We start from the raw sequence: 16,597 nt of genomic DNA on the forward strand, positions 1-16,597 counted from the left end.
GGATGCAAAGAAGTTCTGAACTTCTTTGCATCCAATCTAATATAGCGATCGCTACCTATAAGCAATTCAAATGCAACCCAATCTATTTGAATCTTTTATCATTTGAATTGGATTGCACCTGTGATCCCCATACGATCGCAATTAAGTAAAATAGCTGAAAGCCTTGCTGGGTGTGCATTTTGGCGTTCCGAGTACTGGTTTGGCTTATGGGGATCACAAGGTTCATCCAATCCAATACATTAGAAATCCGTATCAAATTATAGAAACATCCAATACAATTAACCCATATTCATTTGAATTTACTATGAATCAAACCATCTACTCTCTTCATAATGGATTGGATATAAGCAATTCAAATCTATTGGAAAGTTATGAGTTTTTGATTGTAGTGCCTGAGTTTATTGGTCTGTTTGAGTTCTAGCAGTTGACTTGCTCAGTGCGATCGCTCAATTGAATTGCATATTGAATTTGTATATGGATTAAGCTAAAATGAATGCATATTCAAAAGGCATCCGCTCAACGCCAATCGAATCGGATGCCCTACCTATTAGAGGTTCTTCAATGGTATCAACTCTCGTTAGACCTGTTCAATCTGCCCTTACAGCACCTTCTCTGTCTGCTTCTGCTATTGAAGCAATTCAATTCCTTTCACTTTCTAACCTCTCTGCTGACCAGCAAATCATTGTTGAAACTGCGATCGGGCAAGTCGCTCTACAACGCAATTGCTCACGACTCACCGCCGCCTACTGGCTCAACTCTAAGGCGTTCCCGGAACTCTTCTAACTCTCCTGCGGGGACACTCCTTGTCCCCCCTCCTTATCCAAACCAATTCACAATCTAAAATTAATCCAATTTATCCCTTAAAAATACAAATAATTCTGCCTGAAGCTCTCTTTCCCATACCAATACTCTCGCTTGGTTTAATCTCTTTATTCACAATAATTACCTTCCCTCAGTCGCAGATTGCACCACTAAATAATTGAGCAAGCTAACTCTCTTCATACCCTTGGTTCAACTGCCACAGTTTCCTACTGGAAAACATTTCTAGAGGATTACTAAATTCAAATCACTGCTTAAGCTATCTATGTTTGAAAAATAGACACAATAGCAAGAAACAAGAAGCAGCAAGCTGTGGCAGTACCGGATAGATCTGCCAAACAAGGAAGATAATTGGTAAGTTTATCGAGCTAAGTCACCTCTGAAGACAACGGACTTAGAGTATTAAACCAACCAAAGACACGCTCGCGCATCTCAGGGCTTAGGAACTGAAACACACAATGCCAGAAGTTAGCAGATTTTCCTTTGAAAACCTCCTGGCCCATTCGGGAGAACGCTTGCAAAGACTGGCAAACCTCTATTAAACACACAGCGTAGAAAACTTCGTTCTTACTAAACTGAAGATCTTTGGTGGGAGAATTTGAACCAGAACTTGCTGAAGAAGTGGCTTCAGACAAGGTTTCTACGATAGAAGAAGATTCAATAGGAGGTGAATCAGATTCCTGAAAGTTCTCAGCCTGATCACCCCCCAAACTGGCTTTACTAAGAAAGTTATGGGGAGGGTGATCAGATTCACTTTCCAAACCGGTGGCTGGAGCGATTCTTGGTTTCATTGATTCTGTAGAATCTGCTTGCAGATCCTTCTGTGACTCTCGATAACGAACATACATCTGAGCGTATTCCCAGGATTGCTTGCTGATGCGACGGCGTTTATAGCGATTGCCCTCAGCGCTGGTTTGCCACTCCCATTCTGTCTCCAGCCCAAGCTGCCCTAACAATTCGGTGTAAATCTGACCATCATAGAGATTGGCTGTGCTCAGGTTTAGTGAGTCTTTTACTTCGCCTGGCTGTTGTCGCGACTGGTCTCCTAATTGTGCCAAGTCACCCGGGTAGTACCATCGCTCCGGTTTGAGGTAGTCGGGCACCTTTAGCCACTCTCGTGTTCTTTTTTGGCGAGTGTGCCAGCGAACATCGCCCCCAAATCGTTCGCCCGTTTCTTTCATCTGCCGTTCTTCTGGTGCAAGATCTTTGGCGATCGCCTCAGATACATCGGCTTGCAACAGATAGAAAGCCTCCAATTGCCTCGCATACTGCCCTCGCTCGTTTTTCAGGGCTATACCAACAAATCCAGTAAAGGTTTCCCTTAACTCCCCTGATTTGTACTCATAGACGGTTTTATCAATCAGTTCCTGACCAAACCGTCTCAAGAGTAAGGTTTTCTCGATCGAAAGCTGTTCGATTGGGTCAGGTGCTTTAGGAGCGTTTAAGAGGCGGTTTAGTTCACTTTCAGACAACAGTTCTGCATTCGCAATGGCGTGAGCGCGAGAAACTTTGATATCCCACCATGCTGCTTGCAGACCCGCTTCAGTGAACTTGTCTCCTCCTTTGTGTGTTGTTTTGACTTCATAGCCTTCCTCTTTCAATCGCTCCTTGAACCGCTGACGAAACTGAGTCATGCAGGCATTTCGGTATGCGGCATTTTTGCAGAATAGGTCGAAGTGAGGAGAATCCCATTCACTTGTCATTGGGTTGTACTCTGCTCCAAAGCTAAGGAGGTGCTTGCAATTGGCTTGGTAGTTACGCTGATACCATGCCTTGATTTCTGCTGGGTCTGTGGAGCGATTGGCTGCAAAGGCTACTCCTCGTTCGGCTGCCCATACTCGAATAAGCTTTGCTCCTCGGTTACGGGCGATCGCCTGTGATGCTTGCGATACAACTAGAATTCCGTTGAAGAAGCCAAAGACACCTTTGGAAAAGCGCCCATTCTGGATGCTGATGCCACTAACGACACTGGGACTGCAACAAATAAGCCTAAATTTCTCGCTGGCTTTGTTAATAACCCGTAAGGACTCGATCACTTGAGGATCTCCGCTCGTATCCCCGTTAATTTCTAGAATTTCCTTTGCCCACTCAGGGTGTAGGCGACGAATGTACTCAGCGATCGATTTGCAGCCCCTGATTCCCGACTTCAAGTCATCAATTACAAAGCAGGGCTGCCCTTTTTCTAACTGCTGTAGAAGCTCACTGATTAGCCGATCTGGTGTTTTGGACTCATCAAATCGAACCTCACCGAGCTTTGGTCGGTAATCATTAACGATTAGACGGACTGGCGTTTCAGGGGGAGCGAGTCGTTCAATATACTCTACATCCTTGTCTGTAATGTCAGCACTCATAAACAGGCAGAGTCCTCCGCCTGCAAGAGCTGCATGGATTTGAGCTTTCAAACTTGAAAGAATCATTGGTCGTACCCCACCTTTGTTGCAGGTATCACCAAAGTTATGGTCCGCTAACTGGTCAAATTCATCACCCAATAGCAATCCATTTGTCTGGAGCAAGCGTGGGTTGAATTGATGGGCTGAGTTAGAGCAGAAACCTACCTTCAGGGTGCCTGCGAAGGATTTCATGTCGTCCTTCCATATCAATCCAATCCGTTCGGTCTCCTCCCGACCCAATGCAATTCGGTTGAACCATGCATAGACATTGGAGAACTGCGGTACAAAGGGGATCAATGCTTCTGTTTTGCCTGTGCCTTTTGCAGAGCAGATAACATAGATTGCATTTCGCTCCAATCCTAATGCCTCTAAGTCAAGGTTGGAGGTGTTAATCCGTTTCCAGGGTTCACGAGTCAACCGCGATAAGCTCTGATAATTCCGCTCGTCAATCTCTGCCTGAAGGCTTTGAAGTGATTGCTGAGCCTGTTTGAGAGTGGCTTGCCGGGTTAGTTTAACACCACCATGCTCGACAGCGATCGCTCTAAACTGGTCAAACTCAATGAATTGGATGCGGTTGTAATCGGATGCCGGCAGCTCATCAATATCTTTATTGTCTTTGCTGACTTGCCCCCACCAGGCGATTTTGAGGCTGTATTCCCATGATTTCAGTAGGGCATATAGTTTGCCCCATCGGTCCATCACATGACGATTCTGAACGTCACCAGCATCGGGGTAGAGGATAATTTCCTTGGCTTTTCCCAGTTCGTTTGAGGCAGCTTCTAGAGCTTCTTGAAAAAATTTTGGCGAACTGGCGAACAGACCACCAGCGGCACTGATGATGAGTAGGTTTAGCCGCTGGCTGGTCAGAAAAGGCTTTGCTCCAGTACCCTCGACCAGACCAATCCCGATCGGTGCATCACTGGGGCGAGAAACGGCAATTGGTAGTTCGCCTTGAGGCGCAGCTCCTTCAGCTTGCTGGGGATAAAGGTGAGAAGTTTGCCCATCAGGGCGATTTTTCGTAGCACTGGTGAGCCAGCGATAGCGGTTCTTTTCACCATCTCGCAGGTGTCGGAGGCGAACCTGGCAGGCGACGATCAAACCATCTTTGTTGCGAATTGGGCAGAGATAGCCTGCGTCAAAATTAACGAGCTGGCGACCGCCAACTCCCACCCCTGGTAGCAGGTCGTTATAACGTCCCTGAAGCTGTTGGTATCGCTCAACAGACTTGAAGCCACACAAATCAATTTGTTCTTGGGTGAAGCCTCTACGGACTAAATCCGCTCGATCCTCTGGGTGCAGTTCAAGTTCTGCTAGTAACGCTCGATACTGTTTGTCTCGCTCGACTTCAGGTAGAGATCGCGCCTGTCGTGCTGCTGCCTCGGTCTGTTGCTGCTGCCTCCTCTGAAGGTTTTTGGCTTGCCATTCCCGTTTTTGCTCGTCTGACCACTCTTTGGAGTGGTCAATTTTGAAGGTTGCCCAGCCGTTGTTTTTGTTGCTGATGCACTTGAATCCATTCTCAATTTGACCTTTGCGGGCATCGCTGTAGGTCATGCACAAGTGAATGTCATTTTTGCGTCGGCACTTGCCAGTCTCGTCGCCACAAACTTCACAAGCTCCGTTGCGGCGGTTGGCTTCGATGAATTTGCTCATGCCATACCCCCTTTATTTCGATGGGGGTTAGTAGCAAGCCATACTGGGTCAACGACCCAACCATTTGAGCCGCAAGTTTTAGCTGGATTGGAGCAAAGGGAAGCGTCCAATCCAGGGATAGCGATCGGGAAACCGCAAATTCGGCAGCACTCGCATAATTTTTGTGCAGTAGCGAGTGCTGCCTCTGGCTGGCTTTCTGCCTCTTGGTGAGGCTTTGATCCAATCCGATTTCTTGAGGATGCTTTGGAAGCGGCTTGCTTTTGATTGGAATTGGATTTGTTTTTTGACTTGGGTACTGTTTCGGGTTTAGGGATAGTCGGAGCTAAATCCCTAATTAACGGTATTTGTGACATTTTGAAGTTCCTTGAGTAGGTGTTTTGCAGCTACTCAGGGTGTCCAATGCCCAAACAATCCAATTCAATTAATCTCGGTGCCAGTCTTGGCGCAAGTTTTTAATTCTTTAGAAATTGCCGAAAGTTGCGCTAGATGCACATTTTAGTGCTATACCTAGACATCAAGGTCTAAGAATCGATTAATATGAAAACAGGTAGGTCTAACCTAGACCTGTCTGGGTTGGATTGCTGGGTGATTTTGGGATCTTCCGCTCAAGAAAGATTTACACCCTGGTTACGTTTGTGGTAGTCGTCTACGTCGAGGTTCGATGTGGGCGGCTATCACTTTTAAAGGGGTTAGGCGTGTTTTTTTAACCAGTATCGAATAAAGCTAACAAGCTCAGTTTCCTCCATGACATAGGTAGTTGATTTTCTCTGGACGGCTAAGGCTTTTACCTCATTTGTATCTAAGTACAAGTGCTCTGAGTTTTTGCCTAGCTGCGTTTCTCCTGCCAAAGCAAGAATTTTTGTGAGGGGACGACGGACATCCCTGGCAGAAGTACCGAACAATTCTTTCTCATTCTTTCTGATCCAAAACTCCTGATCGCTCAGGTCTTTGAGATGGTCAATATTCCATCGCTTTACCCCTTTCGCGCCTTTAAGGTATTTGAAATATAAAGCTTCTTTGTCTTCTCGATAGGTGATTGCTGCGTATCCAACGGCACGAAGTGCGATCGCAAAGTACTGCTTACTTGGAAAACGCACGAACAAATCCAAATCACCGTGACCTGTTTTAATCTCTGGGAAAATTTCTACTTCCTCAGAACCAAATTCTTGCAGCAGTTTCTCAATGCTGGGACAGAGCTGCATTAGCTTCCTATACCGTCTAAGTGGAAGCTCTGCCAATAGACCTGCTGCTTTTGAAATCAGGTCATTAATGAATCCGGGTTTCATGTTGCAGAAGGCAGTGTCCATCGAGAAGCCGAGAAGACCTTCAGCCTCTACAGTTAACTCCTGTAATGCTTCATAGTTTTTTGTCCGATGAGCGATTCTGTTGAGGGAGTCTGCAGGCTTTGTATCTGCTGCTTTTGAAGAAAGGTGATTTCCTTGTGATGAGGAAGGATTATCAGTTTGGTGGAGTGAGGGTTTTGATGGTGGGGTAGAGTTTACGCTAGGGAGAAAATTGCTTCCACGCTCAACAGGCTCTTCCTTTGAGTGAGAAAGAGTTGCATTGATTTGATAATGGTTAGCGGGCTTGGCTCCCAGAATCATTCTTCTACCTTCTAAGTTCGGTATTCCCTCGCTGTATCAACTTGCTTCGGCTGTAATCTTCTCGGGTTGTGTATGGTACTGAGCGTAGATTTGTTCGAGTGCCTCCTTTGGAGCAGCGCCCTGCGCCAGTAAGCGTTTAAAGTGAGCAACGTAATCAGCTCTGTAGAGCCGTGTTCCGTCCCATTGGCGGACGCTTGGTTTCAGCCAGCCTTGCCGGTCCCACCGTCGAATTGTATCGATGCTCCGGCTTAGGGCAGTTGCTACCTCACCGATCGCCAGAAGATTTGAATCACTCATGGCAGTCACCAATAAAGACAGTTGCATTTTAAATAGGTTTGCATAGGTGTGCGTATCCTGTTGACATAGATTAACAGTTTTTTCCCGCTAGATCTTATTTATTTGGATTTCTGCTACACCTGCTCAGAACCTACCGACTCATGGCAAAAATCTGTTCGGCGGTCAGGGTTAGGTTTGGGAATAGCCGAGACTCAATTTTGTCTTGTCCCCGATAAACTTTTCCGGGTAGATATTCTCCTTCTTCAAGTTGATAAATAGTAATTGTTGGCTGCTTGGGCGAACCAATATACCGAATACCGCCGAAGGCTGCGTAGTCGATGATGAAGTATTCTGAGATGCCCAAATCCTCATACTCAGCCAGTTTGGTCAAGTAGTCGTCTTTCCAGTTGTTGCTGACGACTTCGATGACACCTGGTGGTGCAGTGTATGCGGCAGCCGAGATCGAGAGAGCCTTCATCCGTTGCCATTCTTCCTGGTTGAACACGACAATGTCGGCTTTCCGGCTTCGCTCTTTCTCTTCTATCCCTATCTTTAGTCGAATTTGTTTAGATTGCCGAGGCACTAAAGGTAGATTGTTCTCCTGGCAATGGTTTTCGAGGTAGGAACACAACCGCTGGATCAGATCCTCGTGGTTGGCGTTTGGTTCAGATAGTGGCACGGGAATCCCATCAATTAGCTCAAAATCTCTGCCTGAACCGTCGTCCCAGTCCAGGAACTCCTCAAACGTCAGTGGTTTTGTGACGGTGGTTGCGTACATGGTGTTGGCTTTGCTCCACGTAGTGTTTGCCTGTTCTACTGGCTAATTTCTCTCCGAAACTCGTTGTAAGCTTCGACTCTGGAGGTTTCAGCCATGAGGACGCATCGGCTTAACAAGTCAATGTCTAGATCCCGCAGTTCGGGAAGTTCGCTGCGCTGAATTCGCTCATAGCCGCCCGATCGCAAGTGATAGAGGGTGAAAACGCCGTCTTCCCAGAACCAGACTTCGGCAACCCCTAGCGCCTGATATCGCTCCAGTTTATTGACGCGGTTGGTGAATACCACTTCGATCGCCAGGTCGGGCACCGGCTTCTTTTGAGAAACCCAGTAAGATTCGTCAGCCTGGGCTGAAGCGGTTCCTTCTTTCTCTTGAGTCATTGACCCGGCGGGGATGAACTCAACGCCACGCTGCATAAGAAACAGTTCTATCAGAAACCCAATAATGGTTTTGAAAAATTCGTGATTTTCTCCGGGCATCAGAATCTCAATCGTGCCGTTGTAGTAAGACAACCTGACATTGGCAACGCCTTCCAAGCCTTTTTGAATGTGCTTGAACTGTTCCCAGGTGCGATCGGGGTAAACCGTTACCTGGTCAGCTTTTTCAAGTAGTTGCTGTGTCATGGTGTTCACCTCTGCACGAAGCATATATTGCCTTAGCTGCTTCCTATATAAATGATGGCTTAGATACTTCAGAAGAAGATAAAAGCTAGGTCCGCTAGAGTTTGCCTTCCTTTTCAGCCTGTTCGACAACTTGCCTAATCAGACGTTCTAAGAAATTGCTCACGCTTCGATCCTCTAGAGCGGCTAACCGCTCTAGTTTCTGCTTCAGTTCCTCCTCTATATAGGTGGCTACTCTGGCTTTATCAGTAGGCACTTCAATTAAACACATATACTTTTCTCCATTGTCTACGCTGGGTCGTCTTTTGATAAAAGTAATCTACTTTTGTCTACCTTATGCTACCATCTTTTGTAAGGAAGCGGATCAACCCATACCAACCCGGATCTTTTTCAGCCCACACATAAGAATTCGTACAAAAGGCGGAAACCATGAATTATCAGGAATTTCAGGGGATTGAAGCCCCCGACTTTGCTGCAACTCAATACATCCCGGACTCATCCGGGATTGCTGTTTCGGATCAAGAATCGGAGAGCGATCGGAGCAAATCGGACGAGTATTGCACCTGGAACTGGACGGAAGCTGCTACTGAGGTTGGTGTTAACGAAAGTACGTTGCGTAAAGTGTGGTGGGAGGAAGCCATCGAGCCAGCCTTCCGCTATTTCCCTATGCCCTTGCGAGTCGTAACCCGTACAGTGAAGCGATCTGGGCGACAGATTGAAGAATTTACGGCTGCTGGAATCGAAGTTTTGAGGGCTTACAAGGCTGCCAAGGAGAAGGGCGATCGGGCTGCTGAGATGTTTCTGGCAGAGGCTAGAGCCAAATATCCTGCTCCCGATCCATCTACAGAGCCTGTTCAGACTCAAGCTGAGAAGCCTCTAAACGTGACGATCGAGGTTGAATCTGGCAATCACAAAATTGTGGTGCCTCCTCCAGTTTTGCCTCAAAGCTACTCTCTGGAAGGTTTGCGCCACATTGAATCAATTGAAATCGAAGATCCACTTGCCCTGGCTGATCAGTTTTTAGAAGCTGCTGATTTTGTTCAAAACGCGATGCAGCGGGATATTGAGCAGCGGGAGCAGAAACTCCAACAAACGCGAAAAGCTAAAACCGCTATCACCGCCAAAGCGCAGGAATTGAGGCTGGAGCAACGCCTCTACCGCGAGAGGGCAAACCAGGTCAGTGCTGCCCAAAGCGAAGAAACTCAAGCCCTGCAAGATGCTCTGGATGTGCTGCAAGGTCTGGGAAAGCCTACCGCTACAAGCAGTTCCAGTCCTGCTGGCTGATTTTAGTGTGTTTCACGGTGTCAATTGCGCTAATCGCTCTAGTTGCAATGCTGTCGATCGCTAAACCATCGAACTCTTCACCGCCTCACAACTCTTCTGTATTAAGCCTTTTGCAAAAGTGATAACCCCCTGCTTTTGCTGTGTTTTGAGCCATGCAGGGAATTTAGGAGTTTTCAACATGATCGCTACCTGCCCTAATGCACCGATCGCCCTAGAAATTGTCATTCCAGAGCCATTGTTTCGCCGTATGCAGCAAACCCTTGATAGCCAGCCAACCGAAAGCATTGATGCCCTTGCAAGTAAAGCCATAGCCGCTTATCTGGCTCATCTGCAACGCTAAAGCTCCTCAACCCCTTACTCAAAGGATCTGTTGATATGAATTTTTCACTGTCAACCTACGCAGACCCTGACTATGGACTGCTTCTGCCAACCGCGCTAACTCTAGCAAAGCTGGGCACAACAGACTATCAGATCCGCAAGCATCGTCCTCAACTGGGCGAGAACGAAGATTATCTGCGGGTGCGTGGGCAGGACAACGTAGAGCGCATATTTTACTCACTGGCTGGATTGGTGAAACTCTGTCACCTCTTGCCTTGTACGCCTCAAATTCAGCAGTTTGAGCAAGAACTAGGGCAATTTCTCCGATCCAACCAACCTGGTGCGATCGCTCCTGCTCAATCGCAGTCTATCCAGCCACAACCTCATTACCCGTCTGCGTTATCTCCGACTCGCCTAACATCTCCGGAAGTTGTTGCTTCAACTTCGCCTTTTGGGGCTGATTATGCCCCTGCCAATCTCATGCAACATCCACCTGGTGCTGTTAATCCTGCTCAGCAAGTTGCCTCGGCTCTGGCTCCCCATGTTCAGGCGGCAGTAGATCGGGCGATCGCCCGTGCGGAAGTAAATCATCAATCCCAGTCAGACCTGTTGTTTCAGCAGCAACAGCTTGAGCTTGAGAAGTTCAAAACCTATACCCAGGTCATCTTGGAGGCGCAGCGCCAGTCCAGCCAGAACAACGCTGAGGTGGTGTCGAAGATCCCAACCTCAGATCTCTACGTTGAGCAAAACGTTTCCTCTGAAGATTCGCCCTGGTCGCGGTGGTTTAACTACCAAGATCCTTTGGCGATCGCGCTTTTGTGCTCTGCAATGGTTGCTCTTGCTGCCGTTAGCAGTTACGTGTTCGCGGCTTTAGCGAGGCAGTCGGTCGAACGCCCCTCCTACACTCCACCTGCAATTCAACAGAGGCACTAACTGATGGGAATGACCGAAAGCCAGTTCAAACGCGAGTCTGAGCGTCTTCAGCAGGATATCCGTGAAATCAAAATCGACGGATTGAGAGCAGATCGGGAGAAAGAACGCCTGACTGCCCAAACGAAGTGGGTGAAGGTGGATGTCGCCCGCGAACACCTTGCGATCGCCCGTACCGATCTCACAATTGCCCAGGAGCAGGGTTACCAAAAGCGACTAACCCTAGATCAGACCCGCTTGGAAACTCAGGTTATCGATGTTTCCATCGGCTCTACCCGCGACAAACTGCAATTTGCTACCCAAGAGCGTGAATTGAATCGGCAAATGATTCGTCAACGCCTGCAATTGCTGGATTTGAGCCTGTCAGAAGCCCAGTTCAACAACGACGATCGCCGGAGCGAAATGCGCCTCAAAGGGCAAGCTCTTCCAGGTCTGTTTAGCTCGCCTCGCCTAGGAGGTTGAGTATGCAAACGCGTTTTGCTGTAGGACTTGTGGCGATTTTGGTTCCTGGTCAATGTGCCCAACTGGTGCGGTGGCTTGCCCTGGCAGGTTGGCTACCCCCAATGGTGCTGCTTCTAGGTGTCTTAATGGCTCTACTGGTGGGCTTTGTACTGTGGTTTCAATGGCTTAAATGGCTCGATGCCCAGCCCACACACTCTTACTACTTGCAGCAGCTACAGCAAGGCTTTCCGCTTGCCCTTGCCTTGTTTGGCATTCTTCTGGGGGTGCTGACATGAATGAACAGAGTTTGCTGTTGGCGATCGCTGCTGCATCGGTGCTGTCTTTTGGCATCAAAGATCCAAATTGGGATTGGATGTGGTGGAGTATCCGTTCTGTCGGGGCTGGGTGCGCGATCTCAGTTTTGTGTCAGAAGAAGGAGGAGACGGAGACCGAATCCATCGATTTAGAAGGCGATTTGGCTGCTGCTTATGAATTGAAAGTGGCGCAGCTTCAGTCTCAATATCAAATTCAATTGGATACCCATTTGGCGCAGGTGTATCAGTCATTTGAAACTGAAAAAGCCCACTATCTATCTCAATTTCAGCTACAGCAAACTCAGTTTGGGCAAGACTTTGAGCGAGTTGAAACTGAAAAAGCCCAATTGCAGCAGGAACGGGAAGCCCTGCATCAATGGGCTGAGTCCATAGACCAGCAGATGATGCAAGAACGAGCAGAAGCCCAAAAACAACTGGAGGAGCGACGGGAGCGGGCTGAAAAGATGCTGCTTCAGGAGCGGGAAGCCCTAGAAGAAAACCTGGCATTTCATCTCGACCAGAAGGACCGTCAGCACCAGGCTGAGATCGATCGCCTGATGCTGGAAATTGCTCGGCTAAACGACCAATTGGTTCGCAACCTACGGTTAAAAGAACCACTGGGTACAAGCCGTTTAGAGCGGGTTGCAGGGCTGATTCAGGAGGTATTTGTGGGTCTGGGAGTGCTCGTCGATTACCAGGATTGTTCCACTGTTCACAATGCCGATTACGTCTGGCTTCGACCCCGTGAAATGGTCAAACAATCTGATGTGAAGGCGATCGTCCAAGAATTACCCAACCAGCTAGAAGATCTAGAGCGGGAGCCAACCTTTTCAATGGAAGGCGGCGTAATTTTGCTAGAACTGCAAACTCCACAGGAAAGTAGGAAGAAGCAACCCCAATCACTGACTCTACAGGGCTTTGACTATTTCAAGAAAGCGGTTGGACAGTCCCATCATGACCTGGTGATGGGTGGCACCGGTGGCGGCAAATCTACGTTGATCAGCAACCTTACTGATGCCGCCAGCCAAGACTTTGAAGCTATCCAAAAAGCCCGCGCCGACTGGGATACGGTCAATGTGCTGGCAGGTGTAAATGTCCAATATGCCGATCCAAAGTTTCCCCGATCTAAGTTCTACCTCAATGGTCGCCGCGTAAAGCCTCAATATCGGATGTTTGATCGGTGGCAGGCTCCCGATGGTTTGGTATTTCCTTCGGCAGTCGATGGGGTAAAGGAAATGGGGCTAGAGATCCGCCGCCGCCTCGATCGCGCAGCATTGGCAGACTACCAGGGTGAAGTATCGTCTGAGCAGCCTCTTATCTTTGTGGTAGATGAAGCCGAACAATTGGTTGCCGACAACAAGCGCGAAGTCTCGGAGCCAATCCTTTTTACCTCACGAGTTGGGCGATCGGAACTGGTGCGAGTGATCGCTGCCGGGCAGAACACAAATCCCAGTGCCTATGGCTTACAGCGTCCCCATATCAAAAATTTCACCCTGTGGTACTTAGGTGATGCGATTGATGCTGGCATCGAATGGACGTGTAGCACCAGTGTTCTCAAACGTCGATATAGAGGCGAATTGGAGCGACTCAGACAAGAAGCTACGACAGATCTTGGTAAGCGATGGTTTGCTTTAGTTAAATTTCCTGGAGAACCACCGTGCTTTGTTTATTTACCCCCACCTGGCTACTTCACAGATGGCATTCATGACGCTGAACCAGCCCTGGAATTGCCCCATCTTGTCCAACGCGACTGGTTAACCTTTGACTGGAATGAAGATAAGCAGTCAAGAGGAGACGATCGCCGCAGCACCGTAGATCATCTCAATCGCTCTCTAGATTTGCCTGACGCTGAGCACGAGGCAATCGCTGCTGTCGATTTTGCAGCCTTACCGCCCCAGGGAGTGGAATTTTTGGAGTACCTCTCCCATCGCAATTTGCACGGGCAATGGCTGAATGTGCGCGAAATCCGCCAGAACTGGGGCTCAAATAAAGGATTCACTGAAAAGGGCGGTGCAGAAGCTTTTACCCAATTCTTACGGGCAATCAACTGTGCTGGCTTGGGGCAGTTCAATGCTGATGGGCGGCAATGGATGAGTCGCTACGACTCAAATTAATGGTCACTGATAGTTCTGATGGGTTGATGGATCACTCTTCCTGCCTGGATTTCAGCACCCATCAACAGCCCATCACCCATCATTCAAATTCAAAAGGATCTTATGAAAAAATCTCCGATTCCCGTTCCGATTCTCCTGTCAGGTGTTGCCGCGATCTCTGTGGGTGGCTTGATGGGCTATAGCCGTGCTACGAGCAGCTTGGGCAGTGTAAGAACTACGTCAGCAGCGACTTTGAACTCAATTCAGCCTCACCCAGAGGTTAGTTCTCCCACTACTTCAGAAGTTGTCCCGTCTCCACCCACTCCTCTGGCTCAACCGCCCCCAGAGCAGCCCACCTATTACACTCGACAGGTCAAAACCTGTGCAGGCAGGGAATCGAACGCTAACTTTCGGGCTTACCCAAGTCTTGATCCTCGTTCGATTGTGGGTGTAGTCGCATACGGCGACAGCGTAAATTTCACAGGTCTCACGATTCAGTCAGATGGGGTGGTCTGGTATGAAGTGATCGCCCCTGTCCTTTACCCCTCGCTCGATGCACTGGTTCCGCCTCGTACTGAGCCAGAGCAAAAGGGATGGATCGCAAGTTGTTTTGTTGAAAATTGACGATCCAGCACTTCATTTCAACCGTTTATCAATCAATAGGAGTTAAGCAATGTCTCAACAGTCTCAACGTGTGTATGACGATCGAGGAGTTCTCTACGTTGCCTTTCAGCGTCTTCCAGGGGAAGAGAACAATCCTTTGTATCTAGCTTCGCAAGCTCAAATTGCTCAAAAATTTCCTGAAACTGAACAGTTTGGGTTAACCCGGTTGCCTGTTGCTGGGGATTTGCTGAAGGTAGATCGATTCCTTTGGCGTGTCGAGCATGTGCTTCATTACCCAGCCAATTCACCTGTCATCCCAGATGATCTATTCTCTAATGCTCCCTCGGTGGTTGCTACTGTGCAGATTAGCTTCTATGGCGTGATGGCAGAGTCTGAAGGGTAGAGGCAGACGCGTTCATCTTTTCTCTAGCTCTGGCGCTGGATTACAAAACTGTGTTGTATCCGGTCAAGGATTACCTGGTTTCCGACAGAGGCTTTAGTACAATTTATAAGTTTATTTGTACTAAAGCCAATTTTATATAAGATTTACTTTGGTAAACGTTCTATTATATGTAACATATAGAAACAAGGGCGAAACGTATTTCACTCTTACTGGGTATTCTTGATTTGCTGTGTAAGCTGATAGCCGATTTCCAATGGATGACTTTACCAGGCAAGAAACTATAGTCCTTACCGGAACTACATCTAGTCGCCTTGCGTATCTGGATAGATCCAGGGTGGTTGTTCCTCAGAAGTATGGAAACCCTAAGAAGCCTACAGTTTTATACACCTGGGAACAGGTTTTAGAAATACGAGCGATCAGCCATCTTCGACAAAAAATTTCTTTGCAAACAATCCGTAAGATCATTCATTTTCTTGAAGATGGCGGTTTTGATGACAGCCTGCGAGATAAACACCTTGTTTCTGTGAACGATGAGATTTACTGGGTGCTTCCTGACTGGTCTGATATGCCTAATGTGATGAAGGTTGCAGGAAAAAAGAGTACAAATCCTGGTCAGCTTGTACTTTTCACGATTCCTTCACTAGCTGATGTTGTTGACGATGTCTGGAAGTCGGCTCAAAGCTCAAAAATAATTGATTTCCAAAGTTTCAGGCAACGGGCCAAGTTCTCACCGCCTGAAACAACCATAGTGAGAGCCGTTTAGATACGAGTGGCGACGATTATTCTAATTATTGAACCGAGTAAATGTTGAAAGATAAGAGACAGAAGCGAATTAAACCAACTGTCCTGGATCTCTTTTGTGGTGCAGGGGGAATGAGTCTTGGTTTTCAGAGTGCTGGCTGTGAAATTTTAGGAGGAGTTGATTCCAATCCTTATGCAATCAAAACACACCACAAAAATTTTCCTGACTGTATTGTCAAGCTGCCGCCAACAGATATTACTAAGCTGAAGTTCCCTAAGCTTGGACTTCATCCAGGAGATGTTGATATTTTGATTGGTGGACCTCCTTGTCAAGTCTTTTCGAGAGTTGGAATTGGCAAAATGAGATCTCTTAATAGAGATGTAGAGAGAGATCCTAGAAACTTCCTTTACAGATATTTTGTTGATGCTCTGGAATATTTTCAGCCTCTGTTCTTCGTGATGGAAAACGTTGATTTTTTAGAGGAAAAACCTATCTTTCGGAAAATCATCAAACAGCTTGAAAAAGGCAGAAGACGCAAGCTCAAAATATACCCTGGTTATAGAGTTTATTATCGTGTGTTGGTCGCATCGCAGTATGGAGTACCTCAAATTAGAAAACGTCTTTTCATTGTCGGGGTGCGTGAGGATCTGGATGTAGAGTATGTTTTTCCACGCCCATCAAGGCATAATCCAATTTCTGTAGAGGAGGCAATTAGTGACTTATTGCCTCTAACTCCGCCGTACATTCCTTTGAAGGAAAAAAGCAGCGGTCCAAAACAATTAGATACTAAAAAACCATACCGCTGCGCTCCCCAATCCAGCTATCAGGAGTTAATGCGGAAAGAAGTAGCAAAATTGAAAGAACCCGATGGGGTTATGAACCATATCTGTCGTGCCCATAATCCAGTAGACATGATCTGTTTTGCCATGTTGGGACAAGGAAAGAAATATCTTGACTTACCCGAAAATATGCGGCGTTACAAATGGGATAGCTTTGATGATAAATACAAACGACTGTCCTGGAAGGAGCCTTCATGGACTTTAACAGCCCACATGAGAAAAGACTGTTTGGCTTATATTCATCCTCAACAAAATCGTAGTATTTCTGTTAGAGAAGCTGCAAGAATACAGAGTTTTCCAGATGATTTTGTGTTTGATGCACCGATGACAAGAATGTTTGAGCTTGTTGGTAATTCAGTTCCTCCTCTTCTAGCAAGAGCAGTTGCGAAGCCGATTGTAAAACTTGTCAAACATTTGAGATCTTTAATCAGACAATCGGAGAACTTGATTCAAAATATTACTTTTGGTAGCAAAGTTCAGCTTAATGTAATCTGAT

At 47.3% G+C, this 16,597-nt stretch carries 18 protein-coding genes; 11 read left to right on the forward strand and 7 right to left on the reverse strand.

The window, feature by feature from the left end:
* Positions 1-561: 561 nt before the first annotated feature.
* The gene (locus H6G89_RS31810; RefSeq protein ID WP_190514029.1) at positions 562-783 is read left to right on the forward strand and encodes a hypothetical protein; all 222 of its coding nucleotides are present in this window, start codon (positions 562-564) and stop codon (positions 781-783) included.
* A gap of 404 nt (positions 784-1,187) precedes the next feature.
* Here H6G89_RS31810 and H6G89_RS31815 read toward each other — a convergent pair whose 3' ends face one another.
* From H6G89_RS31815 to H6G89_RS31845, 7 genes are all read right to left on the reverse strand, one after another.
* A complete protein-coding gene (locus H6G89_RS31815) occupies positions 1,188-4,859 on the reverse strand; it encodes a plasmid replication protein, CyRepA1 family (protein WP_190514030.1) in 3,672 nt (1,223 codons plus the stop codon).
* The gene (locus tag H6G89_RS31820) at positions 4,816-5,082 is read right to left on the reverse strand and encodes a hypothetical protein (RefSeq protein WP_190514031.1); all 267 of its coding nucleotides are present in this window, start codon (positions 5,080-5,082) and stop codon (positions 4,816-4,818) included. The genes H6G89_RS31815 and H6G89_RS31820 overlap by 44 nt, the downstream gene beginning before the upstream one ends.
* A 466-nt stretch (positions 5,083-5,548) precedes the next feature.
* Positions 5,549-6,463, reverse strand: a complete 915-nt coding sequence (locus H6G89_RS31825; RefSeq protein ID WP_190514032.1) for a hypothetical protein — start codon at positions 6,461-6,463, stop codon at positions 5,549-5,551.
* A 36-nt stretch (positions 6,464-6,499) separates the two neighbouring features.
* The gene (locus H6G89_RS36520) at positions 6,500-6,787 is read right to left on the reverse strand and encodes a MerR family transcriptional regulator (protein ID WP_375539712.1); all 288 of its coding nucleotides are present in this window, start codon (positions 6,785-6,787) and stop codon (positions 6,500-6,502) included.
* Between the two features lie 103 nt (positions 6,788-6,890).
* The gene (locus H6G89_RS31835; RefSeq protein WP_190514034.1) at positions 6,891-7,517 is read right to left on the reverse strand and encodes a Uma2 family endonuclease; all 627 of its coding nucleotides are present in this window, start codon (positions 7,515-7,517) and stop codon (positions 6,891-6,893) included.
* 35 nt (positions 7,518-7,552) lie between these two features.
* Entirely contained in the window at positions 7,553-8,137 is a 585-nt protein-coding gene (locus H6G89_RS31840) for a Uma2 family endonuclease (RefSeq protein ID WP_190514035.1), read from the reverse strand.
* A gap of 94 nt (positions 8,138-8,231) precedes the next feature.
* Positions 8,232-8,405 (reverse strand): ribbon-helix-helix protein, CopG family, encoded by a 174-nt coding sequence (locus H6G89_RS31845; protein WP_199337053.1) that lies wholly within the window; start codon positions 8,403-8,405, stop codon positions 8,232-8,234.
* A 158-nt stretch (positions 8,406-8,563) separates the two neighbouring features.
* Here H6G89_RS31845 and H6G89_RS31850 point away from each other — a divergent pair, with 158 nt between their 5' ends.
* The 10 genes from H6G89_RS31850 (at position 8,564) to H6G89_RS31895 (ending at position 16,596) form a co-directional block, all read left to right on the forward strand.
* On the forward strand, positions 8,564-9,418 hold the full coding sequence (locus H6G89_RS31850) for a hypothetical protein (RefSeq protein ID WP_190514036.1): 855 nt from the start codon (positions 8,564-8,566) through the stop codon (positions 9,416-9,418).
* A gap of 178 nt (positions 9,419-9,596) precedes the next feature.
* Positions 9,597-9,758 carry a hypothetical protein gene (locus H6G89_RS31855; RefSeq protein ID WP_190514037.1) on the forward strand — a complete coding sequence of 54 codons (162 nt, stop codon included), beginning with the start codon at positions 9,597-9,599 and terminating at the stop codon, positions 9,756-9,758.
* 35 nt (positions 9,759-9,793) lie between these two features.
* Positions 9,794-10,669 (forward strand): hypothetical protein, encoded by an 876-nt coding sequence (locus H6G89_RS31860; protein ID WP_190514038.1) that lies wholly within the window; start codon positions 9,794-9,796, stop codon positions 10,667-10,669.
* Positions 10,670-10,672: 3 nt separating this feature from the next.
* Positions 10,673-11,128, forward strand: a complete 456-nt coding sequence (locus tag H6G89_RS31865) for a hypothetical protein (protein WP_190514039.1) — start codon at positions 10,673-10,675, stop codon at positions 11,126-11,128.
* Between the two features lie 2 nt (positions 11,129-11,130).
* Entirely contained in the window at positions 11,131-11,403 is a 273-nt protein-coding gene (locus H6G89_RS31870) for a hypothetical protein (protein WP_190514040.1), read from the forward strand.
* Positions 11,400-13,535: a hypothetical protein gene (locus tag H6G89_RS31875; RefSeq protein ID WP_190514041.1), complete on the forward strand. Its 2,136-nt coding sequence runs from the start codon at positions 11,400-11,402 to the stop codon at positions 13,533-13,535. The genes H6G89_RS31870 and H6G89_RS31875 overlap by 4 nt, the downstream gene beginning before the upstream one ends.
* A 102-nt stretch (positions 13,536-13,637) precedes the next feature.
* Positions 13,638-14,138: a hypothetical protein gene (locus H6G89_RS31880; RefSeq protein ID WP_190514042.1), complete on the forward strand. Its 501-nt coding sequence runs from the start codon at positions 13,638-13,640 to the stop codon at positions 14,136-14,138.
* A 49-nt stretch (positions 14,139-14,187) separates the two neighbouring features.
* Positions 14,188-14,520 (forward strand): hypothetical protein, encoded by a 333-nt coding sequence (locus H6G89_RS31885; RefSeq protein ID WP_190514043.1) that lies wholly within the window; start codon positions 14,188-14,190, stop codon positions 14,518-14,520.
* A gap of 253 nt (positions 14,521-14,773) precedes the next feature.
* The gene (locus H6G89_RS31890; protein WP_190514044.1) at positions 14,774-15,283 is read left to right on the forward strand and encodes a MerR family transcriptional regulator; all 510 of its coding nucleotides are present in this window, start codon (positions 14,774-14,776) and stop codon (positions 15,281-15,283) included.
* Positions 15,284-15,324: 41 nt separating this feature from the next.
* Positions 15,325-16,596 (forward strand): DNA cytosine methyltransferase, encoded by a 1,272-nt coding sequence (locus tag H6G89_RS31895; RefSeq protein WP_190514045.1) that lies wholly within the window; start codon positions 15,325-15,327, stop codon positions 16,594-16,596.
* Position 16,597 lies beyond the last annotated feature (1 nt).

This window comes from Oscillatoria sp. FACHB-1407 (genome assembly GCF_014697545.1).
GTDB lineage: Bacteria > Cyanobacteriota > Cyanobacteriia > Elainellales > Elainellaceae > FACHB-1407.